Origin of the sequence: Streptomyces sp. NPDC020996, from assembly GCF_040641355.1 — a bacterium.
Lineage (GTDB): Bacteria > Actinomycetota > Actinomycetes > Streptomycetales > Streptomycetaceae > Streptomyces.
The window spans coordinates 1-21,646 of the sequence record NZ_JBFADM010000026.1; the positions used below are offsets into that span (position 1 = coordinate 1).

Annotated in this window: 20 protein-coding genes and 4 pseudogenes; 19 read left to right on the top strand and 5 right to left on the bottom strand. The window is 72.3% G+C overall.

The window, feature by feature from the left end; genetic code table 11:
* The first annotated feature begins 389 nt into the window (after positions 1-389).
* Positions 390-1,124: a response regulator transcription factor gene (locus tag AB0G63_RS19145; protein WP_360751616.1), complete on the top strand. Its 735-nt coding sequence runs from the start codon at positions 390-392 to the stop codon at positions 1,122-1,124.
* Entirely contained in the window at positions 1,125-2,606 is a 1,482-nt protein-coding gene (locus tag AB0G63_RS19150) for a HAMP domain-containing sensor histidine kinase (protein WP_360751413.1), read from the top strand.
* A 133-nt stretch (positions 2,607-2,739) separates the two neighbouring features.
* Here AB0G63_RS19150 and AB0G63_RS19155 read toward each other — a convergent pair.
* Positions 2,740-2,986: pseudogene (locus tag AB0G63_RS19155) on the bottom strand (hypothetical protein); the annotation flags it as partial.
* Between the two features lie 176 nt (positions 2,987-3,162).
* Here AB0G63_RS19155 and AB0G63_RS19160 point away from each other — a divergent pair.
* The 5 genes from AB0G63_RS19160 (at position 3,163) to AB0G63_RS19180 (ending at position 7,333) form a co-directional block, all read left to right on the top strand.
* Positions 3,163-3,672 carry a DUF3515 family protein gene (locus AB0G63_RS19160; RefSeq protein WP_360751618.1) on the top strand — a complete coding sequence of 170 codons (510 nt, stop codon included), beginning with the start codon at positions 3,163-3,165 and terminating at the stop codon, positions 3,670-3,672.
* 139 nt (positions 3,673-3,811) lie between these two features.
* Complete coding sequence (locus tag AB0G63_RS19165) at positions 3,812-4,690, top strand: universal stress protein (protein WP_360751416.1); 879 nt, start codon at positions 3,812-3,814, stop codon at positions 4,688-4,690.
* A 115-nt stretch (positions 4,691-4,805) separates the two neighbouring features.
* Positions 4,806-5,498 (top strand): hypothetical protein, encoded by a 693-nt coding sequence (locus AB0G63_RS19170; protein WP_360751419.1) that lies wholly within the window; start codon positions 4,806-4,808, stop codon positions 5,496-5,498.
* Positions 5,499-5,775: 277 nt separating this feature from the next.
* The gene (locus AB0G63_RS19175) at positions 5,776-6,324 is read left to right on the top strand and encodes a sigma-70 family RNA polymerase sigma factor (RefSeq protein ID WP_360751621.1); all 549 of its coding nucleotides are present in this window, start codon (positions 5,776-5,778) and stop codon (positions 6,322-6,324) included.
* Between the two features lie 610 nt (positions 6,325-6,934).
* Positions 6,935-7,333: a DUF4440 domain-containing protein gene (locus AB0G63_RS19180; protein WP_360751422.1), complete on the top strand. Its 399-nt coding sequence runs from the start codon at positions 6,935-6,937 to the stop codon at positions 7,331-7,333.
* 109 nt (positions 7,334-7,442) lie between these two features.
* Here AB0G63_RS19180 and AB0G63_RS19185 read toward each other — a convergent pair whose 3' ends face one another.
* Positions 7,443-8,081 carry a hypothetical protein gene (locus AB0G63_RS19185; protein WP_324786420.1) on the bottom strand — a complete coding sequence of 213 codons (639 nt, stop codon included), beginning with the start codon at positions 8,079-8,081 and terminating at the stop codon, positions 7,443-7,445.
* A 397-nt stretch (positions 8,082-8,478) separates the two neighbouring features.
* Here AB0G63_RS19185 and hemL point away from each other — a divergent pair, with 397 nt between their 5' ends.
* The 8 genes from hemL (at position 8,479) to AB0G63_RS19225 (ending at position 16,756) form a co-directional block, all read left to right on the top strand.
* Positions 8,479-9,795: a glutamate-1-semialdehyde 2,1-aminomutase gene (hemL, locus tag AB0G63_RS19190; RefSeq protein WP_360751424.1), complete on the top strand. Its 1,317-nt coding sequence runs from the start codon at positions 8,479-8,481 to the stop codon at positions 9,793-9,795.
* 32 nt (positions 9,796-9,827) lie between these two features.
* A complete protein-coding gene (locus tag AB0G63_RS19195; protein ID WP_360751624.1) occupies positions 9,828-10,475 on the top strand; it encodes a histidine phosphatase family protein in 648 nt (215 codons plus the stop codon).
* Positions 10,476-10,601: 126 nt separating this feature from the next.
* Entirely contained in the window at positions 10,602-11,933 is a 1,332-nt protein-coding gene (locus tag AB0G63_RS19200; protein WP_360751427.1) for a polysaccharide deacetylase family protein, read from the top strand.
* A 77-nt stretch (positions 11,934-12,010) separates the two neighbouring features.
* Positions 12,011-12,628, top strand: a complete 618-nt coding sequence (locus AB0G63_RS19205) for a TlpA disulfide reductase family protein (RefSeq protein ID WP_360751429.1) — start codon at positions 12,011-12,013, stop codon at positions 12,626-12,628.
* A 1-nt stretch (position 12,629) separates the two neighbouring features.
* Positions 12,630-13,400 carry a cytochrome c biogenesis protein CcdA gene (locus AB0G63_RS19210; protein ID WP_360751432.1) on the top strand — a complete coding sequence of 257 codons (771 nt, stop codon included), beginning with the start codon at positions 12,630-12,632 and terminating at the stop codon, positions 13,398-13,400.
* A gap of 3 nt (positions 13,401-13,403) precedes the next feature.
* Complete coding sequence (locus AB0G63_RS19215) at positions 13,404-15,212, top strand: cytochrome c biogenesis protein ResB (RefSeq protein WP_360751434.1); 1,809 nt, start codon at positions 13,404-13,406, stop codon at positions 15,210-15,212.
* Positions 15,209-16,294 carry a c-type cytochrome biogenesis protein CcsB gene (ccsB, locus tag AB0G63_RS19220; protein ID WP_360751436.1) on the top strand — a complete coding sequence of 362 codons (1,086 nt, stop codon included), beginning with the start codon at positions 15,209-15,211 and terminating at the stop codon, positions 16,292-16,294. The genes AB0G63_RS19215 and ccsB overlap by 4 nt, the downstream gene beginning before the upstream one ends.
* 57 nt (positions 16,295-16,351) lie before the next feature.
* Positions 16,352-16,756 carry an SRPBCC family protein gene (locus AB0G63_RS19225; protein ID WP_360751439.1) on the top strand — a complete coding sequence of 135 codons (405 nt, stop codon included), beginning with the start codon at positions 16,352-16,354 and terminating at the stop codon, positions 16,754-16,756.
* A gap of 83 nt (positions 16,757-16,839) precedes the next feature.
* Here the strand turns inward: AB0G63_RS19225 and AB0G63_RS19230 are convergent, their stop codons facing one another.
* On the bottom strand, positions 16,840-17,289 hold the full coding sequence (locus AB0G63_RS19230; protein ID WP_360751442.1) for a nucleoside deaminase: 450 nt from the start codon (positions 17,287-17,289) through the stop codon (positions 16,840-16,842).
* A 163-nt stretch (positions 17,290-17,452) separates the two neighbouring features.
* Here AB0G63_RS19230 and AB0G63_RS19235 point away from each other — a divergent pair, with 163 nt between their 5' ends.
* Positions 17,453-17,755: a hypothetical protein gene (locus AB0G63_RS19235; protein ID WP_360751445.1), complete on the top strand. Its 303-nt coding sequence runs from the start codon at positions 17,453-17,455 to the stop codon at positions 17,753-17,755.
* 40 nt (positions 17,756-17,795) lie between these two features.
* On the opposite strand, the pseudogene AB0G63_RS19240 reads toward AB0G63_RS19235, so the two are convergent.
* Positions 17,796-18,628 (bottom strand): annotated as a pseudogene (locus AB0G63_RS19240) (zinc-binding dehydrogenase); the annotation flags it as partial.
* Between the two features lies 1 nt (position 18,629).
* On the opposite strand from AB0G63_RS19240, the pseudogene AB0G63_RS19245 reads away from it, so the two are divergent.
* A pseudogene (locus AB0G63_RS19245) lies at positions 18,630-18,803 on the top strand (helix-turn-helix domain-containing protein); the annotation flags it as partial.
* Positions 18,804-18,946: 143 nt separating this feature from the next.
* Here AB0G63_RS19245 and AB0G63_RS19250 read toward each other — a convergent pair.
* Positions 18,947-19,216, bottom strand: a pseudogene (locus tag AB0G63_RS19250) (PLD nuclease N-terminal domain-containing protein); the annotation flags it as partial.
* Positions 19,217-19,292: 76 nt separating this feature from the next.
* Between AB0G63_RS19250 and AB0G63_RS19255 the strand changes: the two are divergent.
* On the top strand, positions 19,293-20,744 hold the full coding sequence (locus AB0G63_RS19255) for a menaquinone biosynthesis decarboxylase (protein WP_360751447.1): 1,452 nt from the start codon (positions 19,293-19,295) through the stop codon (positions 20,742-20,744).
* On the top strand, positions 20,741-21,643 hold the full coding sequence (mqnP, locus tag AB0G63_RS19260; protein ID WP_360751449.1) for a menaquinone biosynthesis prenyltransferase MqnP: 903 nt from the start codon (positions 20,741-20,743) through the stop codon (positions 21,641-21,643). The genes AB0G63_RS19255 and mqnP overlap by 4 nt, the downstream gene beginning before the upstream one ends.
* Positions 21,644-21,646 lie beyond the last annotated feature (3 nt).

Genomic DNA, 21,646 nt, shown 5'->3' on the forward strand with positions numbered 1-21,646 from the left:
CGATCTAAGAGCACCTCGCCGCCGAACCGCGCCGCCGGGATCGACTCCGCCCGGTCGGCCGGGGATGGTCCTCGGGCCGCCCGGTCGGCCGGGGACGGTCTTCGGGCCGCCCGGTCGGCCGGGGACGGTCTTCGGGCCGCCCGGTCGGCCGGGGACGGACCTCGGGCTGCCCGGTCGGCCGGGGGTGGCCTTGCGGTGGTGCCGTTCGCGGAGCAGCTCGCGGCGCTGTCGCCCACCGGCGCGGCCGACGCGCCCGACGTGCCCGTCGCGCCCGGCGCGGGAACGACACGGGCGCGACGGTGAGAGCCCGGTAAAAAGGGTGGTCGCTGGCAGGCCCGCCCCCGCTGAGGTGCCGCGGGCCTTGGCACACTGAAGCCGTGTCCCACACCGTGCTGCTCGCCGAAGACGACCGCGCCATCCGCCATGCCCTGGAGCGCGCCCTGACCCTGGAGGGCTACCGGGTCACCGCGGTCGTCGACGGCGTCGAGGCACTGGCCCAGGCCCACAAGGCGCCGCCGGACGTGCTCGTCCTGGACGTGATGATGCCCGGCATCGACGGACTCCAGGTGTGCCGGGTGCTGCGCGCCGAGGGCGACCGCACCCCGATCCTGATGCTGACCGCCCTGGTCGAGACCGCCGACCGCATCGCGGGCCTGGACGCGGGCGCCGACGACTACGTCGTCAAGCCGTTCGACGTGGAGGAGGTCTTCGCCCGGCTGCGGGCGCTGCTGCGCCGCACCAGCCCTGATCCCGGGCCGGTGGCGGCCGGCTCCGCGGCGGCCGGCCCGGTGGCCGGCGTGCCGAAGGAGCCGGCGGTCCCCGACCGGCAGATCGAGGCGGCCGGACTGCGCATGGACGTGCAGGCGCGGCGCGCCTGGCGCGGCGAGCGCGAGCTGGAGCTCACCCGCACCGAGTTCGAGCTGCTGGAACTGCTGGTGCGCAACGCCGGGATCGTCCTCGACCACTCCACCATCTACGACCGCATCTGGGGCTACGACTTCGGGCCCGGCTCCAAGAACCTCGCCGTGTACGTCGGCTACCTGCGCCGCAAGCTCGACGAGCCGGGCGCGCCCGCGCTGATCCACACGGTGCGCGGCGTGGGTTACGTGCTGCGGGAGGACTGAGTGGGCCGCCTCGGGCGGCTGCCCGCGATCAGACGGCCCGGGCTGGTGTCGCTGCGGACCACGTTCGCGGTGTCGTTCGCGGCCGTCACCGCCGCCGTCACCGTCCTCGTCGGCGTCCTGTCGTACAGCGCCGCCGCCCGGCTGGTGCGCGTCGACCAGGAGTCCGTGTTCGACCAGGTCGTGCAGGACGTGCGGGACGAGGTGCGGCAGCACCGGATGACGACCGAGGACTTCTCCTCCTCGGCGCCGGGCCACGACGTGGTGCGGCCCGCCCGTACGGACGTGCAGGTGCTCGGGCCGGACGGCTCGGTCGTCGACCCGGGCCGGCCGGGGCTGCCGGTGACCGCCGCGGACCGCGCCGTGGCCGCGGCGGCGGACGCCGGGGCCCTGGCCGAGCACCGGGACGTCGACGTCGGCGCGGACGTCTACCGCGTGGCCACCGTCGCGCTCGGCCAGGGGCGGGGCGCGGTGCAGGTGGCGCAGGAGTTCAGCGACACCGAGGACCTGCTGCGGGCGCTGCAGCAGCGCACGCTCACCCTGATGGCCGCGATCGTGACGGCCGCGGGCCTGGTCGGCTGGTGGCTGGCCCGGCGCATCACCCGCCGGCTCGTCGTGCTCACCTCCGCAGCGGAGGACGTCGCGCGGACCCGGCAGCTCGACGTCCAGGTGCCCGTCACCGGGTACGACGAGGTCGGGCGCCTCGGCCGGGCCTTCGACCGGATGCTGGGGCGGCTCGCCCAGTCCGAGGAGGACCAGCGGCGCCTGGTCCAGGATGCCGGGCACGAGCTGCGGACGCCGCTGACGTCGCTGCGGACGAACATCTCGCTGCTCCGACGCATCGACGAACTCCCGCCCGCCACCCGCGAGGAACTGGTGGCCGATCTGTCCCAGGAGGCCCGCGAGCTGACCGACCTGGTCAACGAGCTGGTCGACCTCGCGGCCGGCCAGTCCGACACCGAGCCGCCGCAGCGCGTCGACCTCGCCGACCTCGCCGAGGACGTCGCGGGGCTGGCCCGGCGGCGCACCGGACGGGACATCGTCGTACGGGCGGCCGGCGACACCGGCACGGACGGGCGGCCGGGCATGCTGACCCGGGCGATCTCCAACCTCGTCGAGAACGCGGCCAAGTTCGATCCCGAGTGCACCGGGCCCATCGAGATCGACGTCACCGGCCCGGCCCTCCCGCGCACCGGGCCCCGCTCCGGCGGGGAGGCCCCCACCGGTCCCGTCCGCATCGAGGTCCTCGACCGCGGTCCCGGTGTCGCCGACGCCGACCTGATGCGCATCTTCGACCGCTTCTACCGCGCCGCCGACGCCCGCGCCCTGCCCGGCTCCGGCCTCGGCCTGTCCATCGTGCGGGAGGTGGCCCTGGCCCACGGCGGCGCCCCGTTCGCCTACCGGCGGGCCGGGGGCGGCTCGGTGATCGGCTTCACGGTCGGCGGCGCACCGACGGCGGGCGTGTGGGCGGGGGGACCGGGCTGACACGGCGCGGCTGGGCTTGGGACGGCTGGGCGTGGGGTCCGGCTTGGGGTGCCGAGCGGGGCCCAGTGCGTGCCCGGCGTGGGGCCCCGGCGTGTCCGGCGCGTGGTCCGGCGTAGGGCCCAGTCGAGGGCGGGCCTTCGGCGTCCGCGGGCAGGGCGAGCAGCCGGTGCGCCTCGTCGTCGGCCAGCAGCAGCCGGCCCTCGTCGCCGACGATCAGCACGCCCTCGCGGACGGCGTGCAGCACCGCGTCGTGGTGGCCGTACATCCGCGTACATCCGCGTACATCTGCGTATATCTGCGTACATCCGGGCTATCTCGTGCGGGCCGAGGCCGTGCGTCCGGCGCGGCAGTCGTCGGCACCCGAGCGCTGTGCCCGCCGTGCCCGCCGTGGCCGCCGTGGCGAGGGAGAGGGACGCGGGGGGCGGGCGCGCCAGAAAGAGCAGGGCCGAGGGGGCCAGGGCCCAGAGGCCAGCGACCGAGGGGGCCAGGGGCCAGCGACCGAGGGGGCGTGGCCGGTGGCAGACTGCCCGGCGGCGGAAGGAGCAGTGACGTGATCATGCTGTTACGGGGGAGGCCCAGGACGGTCGCCCCGCCCGTTGTCGCCTTGACCGGCGCCGGTCTGGCCGTCGGCGTCGTGCTCGCCGTGCTCGCCGTATCCGCGGGGCACCCGGCCGGGCCCGGTGTCCCGGCGCGGGGTGACGCCCCGGAGTGCGCGCGCATCGCCGGGGACTACCCGGCGGTCCTCGACGGCCGGCGGCTGTCCGGCTCGGGCCGGCCGGGGGTCGCCGTCTGGGGCGACGGCGCGGTGACCCTGCGCTGCGGACTCCGGCCGCCGCCGGCGACCGTCGACCCCTGCGTCGACGTGGACGGGGTGGACTGGGTGTGGGACCAGTCCGCCTCCCGCGACGGCCGCAGGGTCCTGGTCACCTACGGTCGCGACCCCGCGGTGGAGATCTCCGTCGCCGGCCGGGTCACGGGCATCGACGCGGTGCTGGTCGAGCTGAGCCGCACGGTCCGGCCCATCCGCCAGCGCGCCGAGTGCCTGGGGGACGACGACGTGACGTGACCGTCCCGGCAGAAGTGAGCCGGCCCGCCCGCAGGGGCCGTCCGGCCCATGCGGTGCGCGACGCGTTGGCGGAGGCTGGGAGGGAGCAGCGAACGCGGGCGACGACGCCGGCGACGGACCCGATCGCCGGAGGTGCGACATGACGAAACCGGTCGTGGTGGGCGTGGACGGCTCGCCGTCCAGCATGGAGGCGGTCGAGGCGGCGGCGCGGGAGGCGGAGCGGTGCGGGACCGGGCTGCGGCTCGTGCACGCCTTCGGCTGGCCCTCGGGCCGGGTGCCGCCCGGCGTACCGCCGTGGAACCCGGCCGCGGCGGGCGTGCGTGAGATGGTCGACGGCACGCTGACCCGCGCCGAGGAGCGGGCGCGCGAGGTCGCGCCGCACCTGGAGATCGCCCGCGAGGTCACCGTCGGCGAGCCGCTGATGGTGCTGGAGATCGAGTCGCGCACCGCCTCGCTGGTCGTCGTCGGCAGCCGTGGACTGGGGGCGTTCGGCACTCTGCTGCTCGGCTCCACGGCCGTGCACCTGGCGGCCCACGCACGCTGCCCGGTGCTCGTGGTCCGCGGCAGGCCCGACCCGGCCGCTCCCGTGCTGCTCGCGGTCGACGGCTCGCCGGCGGGCGAGAGGGCCGTCGAGTTCGCCTTCGCCGAGGCGTCGCTGCGCGGGGTGGGCCTGCTGGCCGTGCACGTCTGGAACACCTGGACCGACGGCGCCTACCAGGGCCCCGGCGACCCGCTCAACGTGATGGTCGACCTCGAACACCTCCGTGAGGCGGAGCAGCGGCTGCTGGACGAGACGCTGGAGCCGTGGGAGAAGCGCTGGCCCCACGTCGCCGTCGACCGGCGCCTGGTGCGCGCCCGGGTCCGCTCGACCCTGATCGAGGCCAGCCAGGAGGCGCAACTGGTGGTCGTCGGCGCCCGCGGGCACGGCGGCTTCACGGGCCTGCTGCTGGGCTCCGTCAGCCAGGCGCTGCTGCACCACGCGGCCTGCCCGGTCGCCGTCGTCCGCGGCGAGGCGTGAGCGGGGAGAACGCGCTCGTGGGCAGGATCACACCCGGCGTGCTGAGTGCGTCACCCGCACCCCGCCCGTACCCACTGATGATGGGTGACGTGCGGATGCGAGGATGAGAGACGCCATGACAGCAGGGTGGTGGTCTCGCACGATACGGGCCGCGGTGTTCGCGGCCGTGTGCGTGCTGCTCGCCTCCCTGGGCCACGTCATGATGTCCGGCCACCGCGTGCCCGTCTGGACGCTCGTCGCCGGTACGGCCGTGACCGGCGCCGCGGGCTGGGCCCTGGCGGGCCGTGAGCGCGGGCTGCCGCTGATCGTGGCGGTCGTGGTCGCCGCTCAGACGGGTCTGCACACCGCGTTCTCGCTCGCCCAGCCGGCGAGCGGGCGCACGTCCTCCGCGGGCGCCGACGGCACTGCCGCCATGGACATGGGCGCGACGGACATGGGCTCCATGAACATGAGCCACATGAGCCACATGGGCATGAGCCACATGGGCATGAGCCACATGGATCACGGGGCTCACCTGGCTCCCTCCCCGGGCGACTCGTCGTCGTTCGGCATGCTCGCCGCCCACCTGCTTGCCGCGCTGCTGTGCGGACTGTGGCTGGCGTACGGCGAGAGGGCCGCCTTCCGCATCCTGCGCGCCGTGGCCGGATGGCTCGCGGCGCCGCTGCGGCTGCTGCTCGTCGTACTGCCCGCGGTCCCCGACCGCCCGCGCCCCCGCGTGCGCCGCCACGCCCCCGACCGGGCGCCGCGCCTTCTCCTCGTCCACGCGATCACTCACCGGGGTCCGCCCGTGGGGACCGCTGTCGCCTGACGACAGCCGGTCTGCCGGGGCGGCCCCTGTGCCGTGCCCCGGGTACCGGTCGTACGCCCGCCGCTGCGTGGCGCCGTACGGCCGTCTCCCCACTTCACCGGACCGTCCCGCGCTGCCCGCGCGCCCCGGTCCGGATCACGGACGACGAGAAGGACACCACGTGATCACTCCTGTCCTGCCCGCCCCGCGCGGCACGAGAGACAACGGCGGCGAACGCGGCGCGAGCGACGACGGCGGCGGCGGAGCGGGTGACGCGACGGCGTCGCGCGACGACTCGATCACCGCCTGGGCGCTGGCCGCCCGCGGCGGAGACGCGGACGCCGTCGAGCGCTTCGTGCGCGCGCTGCACCGGGACGTGCGGCGGTACGTCGCCCACCTGTGCGGCGACCCGCAGGCCGTCGACGACCTCGCGCAGGACACGTTCCTGCGCGCGCTGGGCAGCCTGCACCGTTTCGAGGGCCGTTCGTCGGCCCGGGCGTGGCTGCTGTCCATCGCCCGGCGCGCGGTGATCGACAGCTACCGGTACGCATCCGCGAGGCCCCGGCTGTGCGACGTGCCGGACTGGCAGCTGGCCGTCGAGAACGTCCAGCCGCAGGATCTGCCGGGCTTCGACGACGGCGTCGCCCTGCTCGACCTGCTGGCGTCGCTGCCCGACGAGCGCCGGGAGGCCTTCGTCCTCACGCAGCTGGTCGGCCTGCCGTATGCGGAGGCGGCCGAGGTCAGCCACTGCCCGGTCGGCACGGTCCGCTCCCGCGTGGCCCGCGCCCGGGCGGCCCTGATGGACCTGCTGGAGGACCAGGACGACCCTGCCCTGCAGGCGGCCTGAGCCGGGACGGGGGGCGGTGCCGGCCGGGAGAGGCCGGCGCCGCCCCCCGTACGGTGGCCGCCGCCGACATCGCGGACGCTCATTGCGGGAACATTGCCCCAGGTGTGGCTGATGCCCGCAATCGCGTCGGCCGGCGGCAGCCGGCTCGCCCCCTACGCCAGCGGCGCCCGCAAAGCCGTCTGGGTCGTCGGCGCGCAGAAAGTCGTACCGGACCTGGAAACCGCACTCCGCCGGGTCCGGGCCCACTCCCTGCCGCTGGTGAACGACCGTCAGCAGGAACTGAGGGGCCTGGGCAGCCTCATCGGCAAGATCCTGATCATCGAGCGGGAGGGGCTCCCGACCGCTCCACCGTCATCCTCACCGCCGAGACCGTCGGCTTCTGAAGAACGCCGTTCGCCGGTCGGGGCAGGATGCAGGCAGCAGCGGGCCGGGTGCGGCCGGGTGCGGTGGCGGTCGGTCTTCTCGGAAACCTTCGGACGGGGCGGCCGCGGCAGGAGAGCGGCCGTCCGGTCGCCGTCGGGACGAGACCGCGGCCCGCCCTGCCCTCGCCGCCCGCCCGGTGGAACGCCGGCGGCGGCCCGGGGCGCCCCTTGGGTGTTACTGTCGCGCCGTGTCCAAGACCGAGATCGACGCGGTGACCGCCGAGTTCTTCGGCGCCTTCGACAACCGGGGTGGCAAGGCCGCCGATGTGGCCCGGATCCGCCGGCTGGTTCTTCCGAACGGTGTGATCGTCAAGTCCGGTCCGGAGTTCACGGTCCATACCGTGGACGAGTTCATCGAGCCTCGTCGGCGGCTGCTGACGGACGGTCGGCTTGTCGAGTTCTCCGAGTGGGAGGTCTCCGAGCGGACCGAGATCGCGGGCGATATCGCGTCGCGTTTCAGCGGGTATCGCAAGTCCGGCATCCTGGACGGTGAGCCGTACGAGGGCGGCGGGACCAAGACCATCCAGTTCGTCCGCACCTCGGACGGCTGGCGGATCACCGCATTCGCTTGGTACGACCAGCCCTGACGTCATCGCCCGCCGGTCGTCGGCGCAGGCCCCGCCTGGGCCGGCCAGCGGGCCCAGGCAAGGGCGGAGCCCGAAGCCCCGCCCCCACCACCCCCGCGGAAACCTCGGGTCAGGGCCAGACCAGGCAGTACGGCTGGTGTCCCGCCTCGTGCAGGCGGTGGCTGAAGTCCTGCCATTCGTGCAGGAGTTGGTAGACGTTGAACGCGTCCCGCGGGCCGCCGCGGTCGGGGACCGTGGACCAGATGAACGCGGCCGCGCCGACCGCCTCCTCGCCTATGCCGCGCAGCGGGTCGACGACCGTCATGGGCAGCTTCACGACCGCGTAGTCCGGGTGCAGGACGACCAGTTCGAGCGGCGGCACCTTGTGCAGCGGGACGCCCTCGATGCCCGTGAGGACCATCGCCGCCATCGTCTCCGGCTTGATCTTGGTGAACATGCCGCCCATGCCGAGCTCGTCGCCGCCGAGTTCCTCGGGGCGCATCGAGATCGGGACGCGGGCCGCGGTCGCGCCGTCGGGCGCGCCGAAGTACTTGTACGTCACCCCCACCCGACCACCATTCCTGCTTCCCGTACTGAGCTGATCGATCCGACGTTCCATACGTCGTTCGTCGCGCTCCGACTCACCCGGTACGCCGTGTCCTTTGAGTGCTTCCGCAGATTCCTCCGCTTCGCGTCGGTGCCTTCCCCGCCGGGCACGTCGAGGACCCAGGTCGTCAGTCCCCTCGCCCAGTCCGCCACCGCGATGCATATCTCCACCCGACTGCTTTTCTAGGACGCGTGGCCCCCGCCGCGCAACCCGATCATCGTGTCAGTGACCTCCCCCACGGCCGCACGCCGAAACGTGCGCTGAAATACCTCTCCGCGGGATCTTCGGAGCCCCCGACCACGCCCGTGTGCGTCATGGGGCCCGTGAGCTGTGTGTATCAGGTCCCAGTCTCGCAGATCACGGGGCTCGGGGAGGGGTTGCCGGGCCAGGAGGCCGGGCAGGGGGCAGGCACGGTGCCGGGCGCGGGCCGGGCAGAGGGGCCGGGTCCGCGTGCTCGCTCGTGCGCCCGCTGCCGCCGACGGCTGCTGGCCTACCCTGATGAGGTCACTGGCAACCGGATCCCGAGCCAAGTCGGAGAAGGTCGGAGAAGTCGCAGGTCATGAGCGAATTGCCCTATTCATACGACGCGCCTGTCTCGCAGGCCCTGTTCGACCGAGCGGCCGCCGTCACCCCCGGCGGCGTGAACTCCCCGGTGCGCGCCTTCGGCGCCGTGGGCGGCACGCCCCGGTTCATGGTGTCCGGCAGGGGGCCGTACCTCACCGACGCGGACGGGCGCGAGTACGTCGACCTCGTGTGCTCGTGGGGGCCCATGATCCTCGGGCACTCCCACCCCGAGGTGATCGCCGCCGTGCAGGAGGCCGTCTCCCGCGGCACCTCCTTCGGCACGCCCGGTGAGGGCGAGGTCGCGCTCGCCGAGGAGATCGTCGCCCGGGTCGAGCCCGTGGAGCAGGTGCGGCTGGTCAGCAGCGGGACCGAGGCGACCATGTCGGCCATCCGGCTCGCGCGCGGGTTCACCCAGCGGTCCAAGGTGATCAAGTTCGCCGGGTGCTACCACGGGCACGTGGACGCGCTGCTCGCCTCCGCCGGGTCCGGCGTCGCCACCTTCGCGCTGCCCGACACCCCGGGCGTCACCGGCGCCCAGGCCGGCGACACCATCGTGCTGCCGTACAACGACCTGGAGGCCGTGCAGGAGGCCTTCCACCGGCACCCGGGCGAAATCGCCTGCGTGATCACCGAGGCCTCGCCGGGCAACATGGGCGTCGTGCCGCCGCGGCCCGGGTTCAACCAGGGCCTGAAGGACGCGTGCCGGGAGAACGGCGCCCTCTACATCTCCGACGAGGTCATGACCGGCTTCCGCACCAGCCGCGCCGGCTGGTACGGCGTCGACGGCGTCCGGCCCGACCTGATGACCTTCGGCAAGGTGATGGGCGGCGGCTTCCCCGCGGCCGCGTTCGGCGGCCGCGGGGACGTCATGGCGCACCTCGCGCCCGCCGGGCCCGTCTACCAGGCCGGCACCCTCTCCGGGAACCCGGTCGCCACCGCGGCCGGCCTCGCCCAGCTGCGCCTCCTCGACGAGGCCGCGTACGACAGGGTGGACGCCGTGTCGGAGCAGATCCGCGGGCTGGTCACCGAGGCGCTGAGCAAGGAGGGCGTCGCGCACCGGGTGCAGAATGCCTCCAACATGTTCTCCGTCTTCTTCACCGACCGTGAGGTCCGTGACTACGAGGACGCCAAGAAGCAGGAGTCCTTCCGCTTCACCGCGTTCTTCCACTCGATGCTGGCGCAGGGCGTCTACCTGCCGCCCTCGTCCTTCGAGTCCTGGTTCGTGTCCACGGCCCACGACGAGCGGGCCGTCCAGAAGATCGCCGACGCCCTCCCGGCGGCGGCCCGAGCCGCTGCGGAGGCGACGGCGTGAGCACCCCGAGCGACATCACGGTCGTCCACCTCATGCGGCACGGCGAGGTCGCCAACCCGGACGGGATCCTGTACGGGCGGCTGCCCGGCTACCACCTGTCCGAGCTCGGCCGGCAGATGGCCGACCGGGTCGCCGAGCACCTCGCCGGCCGCGACATCACCCACGCCGTCTCCTCCCCGCTGGAGCGGGCCCAGGAGACGGCCACCCCGATCGCCAAGGCGCACGGCCTCGACCTGGCCACCGACGAACGGCTCATCGAGGCCGACAACATCTTCCAGGGCAAGACCTTCGGCGTCGGGGACGGGGCGCTGCGCCGGCCGGAGAACTGGAAGTACCTGGTCAACCCGTTCAAGCCGTCCTGGGGCGAGCCGTACCTCGACATCGTCGTACGGATGATGCGGGCGCTGGACGCGGCCAAGGACGCCGCCCGCGGCCACGAGGCGGTGCTCGTCAGCCACCAGCTGCCGATCTGGATCGTGCGCTCGTACGTCGAGCGGCGGCGGCTGTGGCACGATCCGCGCAAGCGGCAGTGCACGCTCGCCTCGCTGACGACCTTCACCTACCAGGGCGACCGGATCGTGTCCGTCGGCTACTCCGAGCCGGCCCGCGACCTCGTCCCGGCCCATCTCCTCGCCGGAGCCAGGCCGGTGAAGGGGAAGGACAAGGCGTTCGGCGCCTGAGACACCCGAAACGTCATGACGCGCTCGTGACATTCGTTGCGGAACCGGTGAGCTCGGCCGGAACCTCCCCGTTCGTCATGTCATCTGACTGTGTGACTGCCAGAGGACATGACGAACGGGGTTGTAATGCGCGCGCTCTCTCGGAGAGGAATGCTCGGTCTCGGTGCGGGAGCCGCGGCCACCGTGGGACTCGCGGGCTGCGGCAGCCTCAAGCCGTCGCACGGGTCGACCCGCGGCCAAGGCGCCGGAGGCTCCTCAGGGCACGGCAAGAAGCCCACGGGGCATCCCGCCCGTCCGCTCGGCGACGGCTCGACCTCCTTCACCGGCAGTCAGCCGGGGCAGCCGGAGAAGCCCGAGCCGCTGGAGCCCGGCCAGACCCCGCCGCAGTTCGTCGTCTTCTCCTGGGACGGCGCCGGCGAGGTCGGCAACGGCCTCTTCCCGCGTTTCCTCGACCTCGCCAAGGAACACGGCGCGCACATGACCTTCTTCCTCTCCGGCCTCTACCTGCTGCCGGAGTCGAAGAAGCGGCTGTACGACCCGCCCAACAACCCGCGCGGCGCCTCCGACATCGGCTACCTCACCGACGACCACGTCAAGGCCACCCTGAAGAACGTCCGCCGCGCCTGGCTCGAAGGGCACGAGATAGGCACCCACTTCAACGGCCACTTCTGCTCCGGCTCCGGCACGGTCGGCAACTGGACGCCCCAGCAGTGGAAGAGCGAGATCCAGCAGGCCAAGGCCTTCGTCAAGGAGTGGCGCACCAACACCGGCTGGACCGACCTGCCCGCCCTGCCCTTCGACTACGACAAGGAACTCGTCGGCGGCCGCACCCCCTGCCTGCTCGGCCAGGACAACCTGCTGCCCACCGCCCGCGAGCTCGGCTGGCGCTACGACGCCTCCTCGCCCGGCGGCCGGCAGGTCTGGCCCGACAAGAAGCAGGGCCTGTGGGACCTGCCCCTACAGCAGATACCTTTCCCCGGACGCAGCTTCGAGGTCCTGTCGATGGACTACAACATGCTCGCCAACCAGTCGGTCAACTCCACCAACGCGCCCGCCTACAACTACCCGGCCTGGCGCGAGCAGGCCGCCCAGGCGTACATATCGGGCTTCGAGCGGGCCTTCGGCAGCAACCGCGCGCCCTTCTTCATCGGCAACCACTTCGAGCAGTGGAACGGCGGCATCTACATGGACGCCGTCGAGCAGGCGCTGAAGCACATCGCGCGGGAGAAGGAGAAGGGCGCGGACGTGCGCCTCGTCTCGTTCCGGCAGTTCGCCGACTGGATGGACGTACAGAAGCCCGAGGTGCTCGCGAAGCTGCGCACCCTCGACGTCGGGCAGCAGCCCGCCGGTGGCTGGAAGGATTTCTTCAAGGACGTCTCCACGGCTTCCACGGCCTCCACGGCCTCCACGGCTTCCACGGCTTCCACGGCCTCCACGGCCTCCGCGAACACCGCCTGACGTGCGCGTTCCCGGCCTCCGGGCGACCGCGAGGGGGGTGCGCAAGATCCTCGGAACGGACATGCGAAACTTTTCACATGACCGCCGCCAGCCGCGCCCCCCTGCGCTCGAACCGACGAAGCCGTGCCGCCCTCGCCGCCCTGGCCGCGGCTGCCGCGTTGACCGTGTCCGCGTGCGGTTCGGGAGGCACCTCGGGCGGGGGCGGTGACACCAACTTCGTCATGGGCAAGGACGGCATCTCCACCGCCAAGAAGGGGGAGCGCGCCGCCGCGCCCGACCTGTCGGGCAAGACCGTCGACGGGGGGCAGGTCGACGTCGCCTCCTTCAAGGGCAAGGTCGTCGTCCTGAACATGTGGGGCTCCTGGTGCGCCCCCTGCCGGGCCGAGGCGCGCAACTTCGAGACGGTCTACCAGGACCTCAAGGGCAAGGGCGTGCAGTTCGTCGGCATCAACACCCGCGACACCAGCATCCAGAACGCGGTCGCCTTCGAGAAGCAGCAGGGCATCACCTACCCCAGCCTGTACGACCCGACCGGCAAGCTGATGCTCCGCTTCAAGAAGGGCACGCTCAACCCGCAGGCCGTCCCCTCCACCCTCGTACTGGACCGGGACGGGAAGATCGCCGCCCGCTCGCTGGCCGCGCTCAGCGAGGAGAAGCTGCGCAAGATGGTCGCCCCGGTCCTCGCGGAGAAGTGACGTGAGCGCGGTCACCACGCTCGCCGCGACGGGCTACAACGGCACGGTGCTCAACGGCGCCCTGCTGGTCGCCCTGCCCGTCGCGCTGCTCGGCGGACTCGTCTCCTTCTTCTCCCCGTGCGTCCTGCCCCTCGTCCCCGGCTACCTCAGCTACGTCACCGGGGTCACCGGCACCGACCTGGCCGAGGCCCGGCGCGGGCGGATGGTGGCGGGCGCCTCCCTGTTCGTGCTCGGCTTCACCGCCGTGTTCGTCTCCAGCGGCGCGCTGTTCGGATACTTCGGCGACAGCCTCCAGGACAACAAGGGCGTCCTGTCGAAGGTGCTCGGCGCGTTCATGATCCTCATGGGTCTCTTCTTCATGGGCCTGATGCCGTGGATGACCCAGCGTGAGTTCCGCCTCCACAAGCGGCCGGTGGCCGGCCTGGCCGGCGCCCCCGTCCTGGGCGCGCTGTTCGGCATCGGCTGGACGCCGTGCATCGGGCCGACGCTCGCCTCCGTGCTGGCCCTGTCCTCCCAGCAGTCCAGCGCGGGCCGCGGGGCCGTCCTGACCGTCGCCTACTGCCTCGGCCTCGGCGTGCCCTTCGTGCTCGCCGCGGTCGCCTTCCGCAAGGCGCTCGGCGCCTTCGGCTGGGTCAAGCGCCACTATGTCTGGGTGATGCGGATCGGCGGCACGATGATGATCGTGACCGGTCTGCTGCTGCTGACCGGCGCCTGGGACCGCCTCGTGCAGGACATGCAGTCCTGGTCCGCCGGCTTCACTGTGGGGATCTGATCGATGAGCAAGACCACCGCCGACAACGCCCCCGCCACCGGCGAGGACCAGGACCTGGGCGCCGCCGGCTCCCAGCTGTCCACCGCGCCCAAGGAGGAGCTGCCGAACGTGCCCGCCCTGGGCGTGATCGGCTGGGCGCGCTGGTTCTGGCGCCAGCTCACCTCGATGCGGGTGGCGCTGCTGCTGCTCCTGCTGCTGTCGCTCGGCGCGATCCCGGGCTCGCTGATCCCGCAGACCGGCATCGACGCGACGAAGGTCGCCCAGTTCCGCAAGGACCACAGCATCCTCGGGCCGGTCTACGACAAGCTCGGCCTCTTCCACGTCTACAGCTCGGTGTGGTTCTCCGCGATCTACATCCTGCTGTTCATCTCGCTCATCGGCTGCATCGTGCCCCGCACCTGGCAGTTCGTGGGCCAGCTGCGCGGCCGCCCGCCGGCCGCCCCGCGCCGGCTGACCCGGCTGCCCGCCTACACCACCTGGCGCACCACCGCCGAGCCCGAACAGGTCCGCCAGGCCGCGCTCACCCTGCTGAAGAAGCGCCGCTTTCGGGCGCACGCCACCGGTGACGCGGTCGCCGCCGAGAAGGGCTATCTGCGCGAGGTCGGCAACCTCGCCTTCCACGTCGCGCTGATCGTGATGCTGGTCGCCTTCGCCTGGGGCCAGCTGTTCAAGTCCGAGGGCTACAAGCTGGTGGTCGAGGGCGACGGCTTCGCCAACACCATCACGCAGTACGACAACTTCAAGTCCGGCAACCTCTTCACCACCGACGACCTCACCCCCTTCAGCTTCGACCTGAAGGACTTCCGGGGCACCTACGAGGAGACCGGCCCCAACCGGGGCACGCCGCGCACCTACCAGGCCAGGATCAACTACAGCGTGGGCGCGTACGGCAAGGAGAAGAGCACCACGATCCGGGTCAACGAGCCGCTGGCCGTCGGCGACTCCAAGGTCTACCTCGCCAGCCACGGCTACGCGCCCGTCGTGACCGTCCGCGACGGCAAGGGCAACGTCGTCTACCGCGACGCCGTACCGCTGCTGCCGCTGGACTCCTTCGCCACCTCCTCCGGTGCGATCAAGGTGATGGACGGCTACCGCAACGCCAAGGGCGTCCGGGAGCAGCTCGGCTTCCAGGCGTTCTTCCTGCCGACCTACACGGTGGGCAGCGAGACGGCCTCCACCTTCCCGGCGCTGCGCAACCCGACGCTGAACCTGGTGGGCTACCACGGCGACCTCGGCGTCGACTCGGGCATCCCGCAGAGCGTGTACCAGCTCGACCTGAAGAACATGAAGCCGTTCAAGAAGGCCGACGGCCAGGTGCTGCGCAAGAACCTGCACCCCGGCCAGACCATGACCCTCCCCGGCGGCGCCGGCTCGATCACCCTGGAGAAGCACGTCAGGGAGTGGGCGCAGTTCCAGATCACCCAGCAGCCCGGCAGCGGGTGGGCGCTGGGCGGCGCCCTGGTGGCGATCTTCGGTCTCGCCGCGTCGCTGTTCGTCCAGCGGCGCCGCGTCTGGGTGCGGGCGACGCGGGGCGCCGACGGCGTCACGGTCGTCGAGATGGCCGGACTCGGCCGCAGCGAGTCCGCCAAGGTGCCCGAGGAACTCGGCGACCTCGCCGGAATCCTCTACGACCAGGCCCCGGGCGCCCCCGACGCCGACGCCGACTCCGGCCCCGACGCCGACGACGCATCCGCCCCCTCCGTCCCGGCCCCCGCCGATTCCTCCGACTCCTCCGACTCCTCCGACTCCGCCGATCCCTCCGATTCCCCCGACCCCGAAGTCGTTCCTGCCGAAGGGGCTGAGAAGCAGTGACTCTCGCCGCCGCCACCAACGAACACCTCGCGAACATCAGCAACACGCTGATCTACTCCGCGATGGCCGTCTACACCCTGGCCTTCTTCGCCTACATCACCGAATGGCTCTTCGGCAGCCGCAGCAAGGTGGGCCGCACGGCCGCCGCGCTCACCGAGCCCAAGACGTCCAAGAAGGCGGCGGCTCCCGCCGTCACCGTCAAGAAGGCCGGCGGCACCGCCGTGCTGGAGCGGCCGAAGGTCGTCGTGCGGTCCGCCGCCGGCTCCCGTGACGTGCCGGACGGGCCGGGGGCGCACGGCGGGGACGCGCAGGGCGACCTCTACGGGCGGATCGCCGTCTCCCTCACCGCGCTCGCCTTCCTCGTCGAGCTCGGCGGCGTGCTCGCGCGGGCCCTGTCGGTGCAGCGGGCGCCGTGGGGCAACATGTACGAGTTCAACATCACCTTCTCGACGGTCGCCGTCGGCGTGTACCTCACGCTGCTCGCGCTGAAGAAGAACATCCGCTGGCTCGGGCTGTTCCTGATCACCACGGTCCTGCTCGACCTCGGTCTCGCCGTCACCGTCCTGTACACCGCCAGCGCCCAGCTCGTGCCCGCCCTGCACTCGTACTGGCTGTACATCCACGTCTCCACGGCGATCCTGTGCGGCGCGGTCTTCTACGTCGGCGCGGTCGCCACGCTGCTGTACCTGTTCAAGGACAGCTACGAGAACAAGCTCGCCACCGGCGGAAAGCCCGGCCGCTTCGCGACGTCCTTCCTGGAGCGGCTGCCCGCCTCGGCGAGCCTCGACAAGTTCTCCTACCGCGTCAACGCGGCCGTCTTCCCGCTGTGGACGTTCACGATCATCGCGGGCGCGATCTGGGCGGGCGACGCGTGGGGCCGCTACTGGGGCTGGGACCCCAAGGAGACCTGGTCGTTCATCACCTGGGTCGCCTACGCCGGTTACCTGCACGCCCGCGCCACGGCCGGCTGGAAGGGCCGCAAGGCCGCCTACCTCGCCCTGCTCGCGTTCGGCTGCTGGCTGTTCAACTACTACGGTGTGAACATCTTCGTCTCCGGCAAGCACTCCTACGCGGGCGTGTAGGACGGAGTCTTCACCCCATCGGGTGCGCGACGTTCCCGTGCGCGTCAGGCTGGTGTCATGACCGGTTCCATCGAACAGGGCACCAGCCAGACCCACGGGAACACGCATATCCTGCACTTCCTGGTGCGGCTCCCGCGGCCCATGGAGCAGGCATGGCCGGCACTGGCCACCCCGGAGGGTCTCTCGGAGTGGTTCACCGCCGTCGACGTCCTCGAGCCCCGGCTCGGCGGCGAGGTCTCCCTGCACGGCCTGGGCGACGGGCAGGTCACGGCGTGGGACGTGGACCGGGTCGCCGAGTACACGCTGCGGGGCGGCGGGCGGGTCAGGTTCCACCTGGAACGGGCCGGTGGGGACGGCTGCCTGCTCCGCTTCACCCACGAGTTCCAGGGCGAGCACGAGTCCGAGGCCCGCTGGCGCGCCCGCTTCGAGCGCCTGATCGACGTCCTGGAGTCCCGCTCCTAGGGCCGGTCACTCAAAGTCACTCACAGTCGCTCGCCGAATCACTCACCGGTTCGCTCACCAAATTAACTGGTTCGCTCACCGGTTCACTCACCGATGTCCTCGTTCCACAGGGCCGGGCGTTCGCCGATGAAGTCGCGCATCATCCCGGCGCACTCGGGGTCGTCCAGCAGCACGATCTCCACGCCGTGCTCCGCCAGCCAGTCGTGCCCGCCGTGGAAGGTCTCCGCCTCGCCGATCACGACCCGGGAGATGCCGAACTGCCGGACCAGGCCGGAGCAGTACCAGCACGGCGACAGGGTCGTCACCATCGTCGTGCCGCGGTACGAGCGCTGCCGTCCCGCCGCCCGGAACGCGGCCGTCTCCGCGTGCGTCGAGGGGTCGCCGTCCTGGACGCGCCGGTTGTGGCCCCGCCCGAGGAGGGTGCCGTCGGCGCCGTACAGCGCGGCCCCGATCGGGATGCCGCCCTCGGCGAGGCCGGCGCGCGCCTCCGCGACGGCGGTGCTGAGCCAGGCGCGTGCCTGTGCCGGATCCATGCGTCCCACTCTCCTGTGGCGGAAGCAGGAGGGCAACCGCCGTGCCGGCGGCGGCCGGCGGCGGCCGGGCGGGCGCCCGCCGGGATCTTCACGCGTTCTTCCCTTACGGGCGGTTTCCGCTGGGAAACGGCACAGAAGGCGCCCCATCCCCTACGGTGAGCGCGTGGACGAAGAAGAGGACAAGCGTCTGGCCGCCCTCACCCCTGAGGTCTCCCGTCTCTCCATCGACCTCCTGCGCAGAGCGGCCGGCACCTACCCCGCCGAGGAGATCGCCCGGGAGGCCCTGGACTGTGCCGACGACATCCTCGACCGCTACGGCACGGACGGCCTGCGCGTCCTCGTCATGAGCCTCACCTGCTGGGCCACGGTCCAGGTGGAGATCAACGCCCACGCCTCCGGCCGCCCCCTGGAGTCCCTCCTGGACGACATGCAGCTGACCTGGCTGGAGACCAACCCGGAGGAGTGAGCGGCGCCGCCCGAGCCCCGGGGCGCCGACCAGCTGGTCCTCAGTGCGCGCCGCCCACCCGCAGCAGCAGCTTGCCGGTGCTGGTCCGGGCCCCATCAGGCGGTGCGCCTCCGCTGCATCCTCCAGGGCGAACTCGGCCGTCACCGGCAGGGACACCGTCCCGTCGCCCGCCTTCGCGAAGGCCCGCTCGGCGAGTGACCGCAGCTCGCCCGGTGCGGTCCGCGCCAGCGTGAGGATCGAGAAGCCGCCCACCGACACGCCCCGTGGATACAGTTCGGGCTGCCCCACGCTCCAGGCCGGCGCCGAGCTCGCGTTGCCGAAGGAGACCAGCCGCCCGAAGACCGCGAGCGAGGCCAGGCCGGCCCGGAGGGTCTCGCCGCCGACGGGGTCGAGCACGAGGTCGACCCCGCGGCCGCCGGTCGCCGCCCGCACCGGCTCCGCGAACTCCCCGACGAACACCTCGTCGTAGCCCTGTTCGCGCGCGTACGCCGCCTTCGCCGCGCCCGACACCACGCCGTACACCGCCCCGGCGCCCGCCGCCTTCGCCAGCTGCCCCGCCACGGTGCCGACCCCGCCCGCCGCGCCCTGCACGAGCACCGTCTCGCCGGGCTGCAGCCGGCCCACGGAGTGGACGAGCGCGTAAGCCGTGGGCAGCACGGTCGGCAGTGCCGCCGCCGTGCGCAGGTCCACACCCGCCGGGAGCGGGAAGACGGTCACGGCGTCGGCGAGGACCACGTCCGCGTACGCCCCGCCGCCGGTCAGGGCCGTCACCTCCTGCCCCGTGGTCAGACCGGTGACGCCCTCGCCCACCGCCCGGACGCGGCCGGACACCTCGAGGCCCGGCCGGAAGGGCAGGTCCGTGACCCGGTAGCCCGGCAAGGCGGCGCTCAGCCACCACTTCGCCGTACTGCGCGGGGCGGGTCTGGTGGAGCAGCGCGACGAGGGCCCCCGGCGGGTCAACCGCCTGCGCAGAAGGGAGTTCGACGCCCGCTTCCCGGGCCGGCTGGAACTCGTCCTGCGACCGGACGCCCCGCCCCGGGAGGCATGACGTCCGCGAGCGGGCGGCCTGCACCTTGCCGGGTGCCGGGTGCCGGGTGCCGGGTGCCGGGTGGCGGGCACCGGGTGCCTGGTGCCGGGTGCTGTCATCCCCGGCAGGGGTGCGCGGTCTCAGGCGCCGTCGTTGTCCTCGCCGCGCCGGTTCTCCTCGCGCAGCGACTTCAGGAACTCGGGGTTGTCGTCGGGCGCGACCCAGCGGGCCTGCCCGGCGGCCGGCGCGGTGCGCTTCCGGCCGGCGACCAGCCACGCCACCGGGCCGACGAGTACCTCGCCGAACAGCAGGATGACGAACACCCAGGCCACCTTGGGCAGCCCGCGCACCTCGTCCTCGGGCGTGTTCAGGCAGTCCACGAACGCGTAGATCCACAGCGCCAGGACCAGCAGGAAGGGCAGATACCTGAGCATCGTCGTGCGATCCCCCAGACGAGTGAGCGGGCCCCGGTGACCGAGCCAGCGTATCGGGTGGCAGATACTGGGACGCATGGCATACGACGATCTTCGCTCCCTGCTCAGGGCACTGGAACGCGAGGGCGACCTCAAACGTGTCAAGGCCGAGGTGGACCCGTACCTGGAGGTCGGGGAGATCGTCGACCGGGTGCAGAAGGCGGGCGGTCCGGCGCTGCTGTTCGAGAACGTGAAGGGCTCCTCGATGCCCCTCGCGATGAACGTCTTCGGCACCGACCGCCGCCTGCTCAAGGCCCTGGGCCTGAAGGCGTACGGCGACATCAGCGACAAGATCGGCGGGCTGCTGAGGCCGGAGCTGCCGCACGGGTTCGTCGGCGTCCGCGAGGCCTTCGGCAAGCTCGGCGCGATGACGCACGTACCGCCGAAGAAGGTGAAGGACGCGCCGGTGCAGGAGGTCGTGCTCACCGGCGACGACGTCGACCTGGAGCGGTTGCCGGCGCTGTTCACCTGGCCCAAGGACGGCGGCTCCTTCTTCAACCTCGGGCTGACCCACACCAAGGACCCGGAGACCGGGATCCGCAACCTCGGCCTGTACCGCCTCCAGCGCCACGACCGGCGCACGATCGGCATGCACTGGCAGATCCACAAGGACAGCCGCAACCACTACCAGGTGGCGGCCAGGCGCGGCGAGCGCCTGCCGGTCGCCATCGCCTTCGGCTGCCCCCCGGCCGTCACCTACGCCTCCACCGCCCCGCTCCCCGGCGACATCGACGAGTATCTCTTCGCCGGGTTCGTCGCGGGCCGGCGGATCGAGATGGTCGACTGCAAGACCGTCCCGCTGCAGGTGCCGGCGAACGCGGAGGTCGTGCTGGAGGGGTGGCTGGAGCCCGGCGAGATGCTGCCCGAGGGCCCCTTCGGCGACCACACCGGCTTCTACACCCCGCAGGAGCCCTTCCCCGCCCTGACGATCGACTGCGTGACGATGCGCAAGCGGCCCCTGCTGCAGTCGATCGTGGTCGGCAGGCCGCCGACGGAGGACGGCCCGCTCGGCCGGGCGACGGAGCGGTTCTTCCTCCCGCTGCTGAAGATCATCGTCCCGGACATCGTCGACTATCACCTCCCCGAGGCGGGCGGCTTCCACAACTGCGCGATCGTCTCGATCGACAAGAAGTACCCCAAGCACGCGCAGAAGGTCATGCACGCGATCTGGGGGGCCCACATGATGTCCCTGACGAAGCTGATCGTGGTGGTCGACTCCGACTGCGACGTGCACGATCTGCACGAGGTCGCGTGGCGGGCACTGGGCAACACGGACTACGCCCGCGACCTCACCGTCGTCGAAGGCCCCGTCGACCACCTCGACCACGCCTCCTACCAGCAGTTCTGGGGCGGCAAGGCGGGCATCGACGCGACGAAGAAGTGGCCCGAGGAGGGCTACACCCGCGACGGCGGCTGGCCCGACATGGTCCTGTCCGACCCGGAGACGGCGGCGAAGGTGGACCGCCGCTGGAAGGAGTACGGCCTGTGACCAGCGCCTCCGCCGCGATCCCGCAGCCAGGACGCACCAAGGCCTTCCTCCGCCTGGTGATGATCGAGCACTCCGTCTTCGCCCTGCCGTTCGCGTACATCGCCGCGCTCACCGCGATGTACGAGTGGGACAGGAACATCCACTGGGCCAAGCTGCTGCTGGTCACCGTCTGCATGGTGGGCCTGCGCACCTTCGCCATGGCGGTGAACCGGATCATCGACCGGGAGATCGACGCCCGCAACCCGCGCACCGCGCACCGCGAGCTGGTGACCGGCGCGATGTCGGTGAAGCACGCCTGGACGGGCGCCCTGATCGCGGTGGTCGTCTTCCTCGGTTCCGCCGCCCTGCTGAACCCGCTCTGCCTGGCCCTGGCCCCCGTCGCGGTGATCCCGATGGTGGTCTATCCGTACGGCAAGCGGTTCACCAACTTCCCGCAGGCCATCCTGGGCCTCGCCCAGGCGATGGGCCCGGTCGGCGGCTGGCTCGCCATCACCGGCGAGTGGTCCTGGGACGCGGTGATCCTGGGCCTCGCGGTCGGCGTCTGGATCGGCGGCTTCGACCTGATCTACGCCTGCCAGGACGTCGAGACCGACCGCGAGATCGGCGTCATGTCGGTCCCGGCCCGCTTCGGCATCCCCGCGGCGATCTGGGGCGCGCGGGTCTGCCACGCGGTGACGACGGCGCTGTTCGTCTGGTACGCCCTCGCCACCGGCGCGGGCGCCTTCTTCTGGCTGGGCCTGCTGATCGTGGCGGGCGCGTTCGTGTACGAGCACTCGATCGTCCGCCCGCACGACCTCTCCCGCCTGAACAGGGCCTTCTTCAGCGTCAACGGCTTCATCGGCATCGCCCTGTTCGGCTGCGCCCTGCTGGACCTGCTGGTGCGGGGGCTGACGCTGTGACGC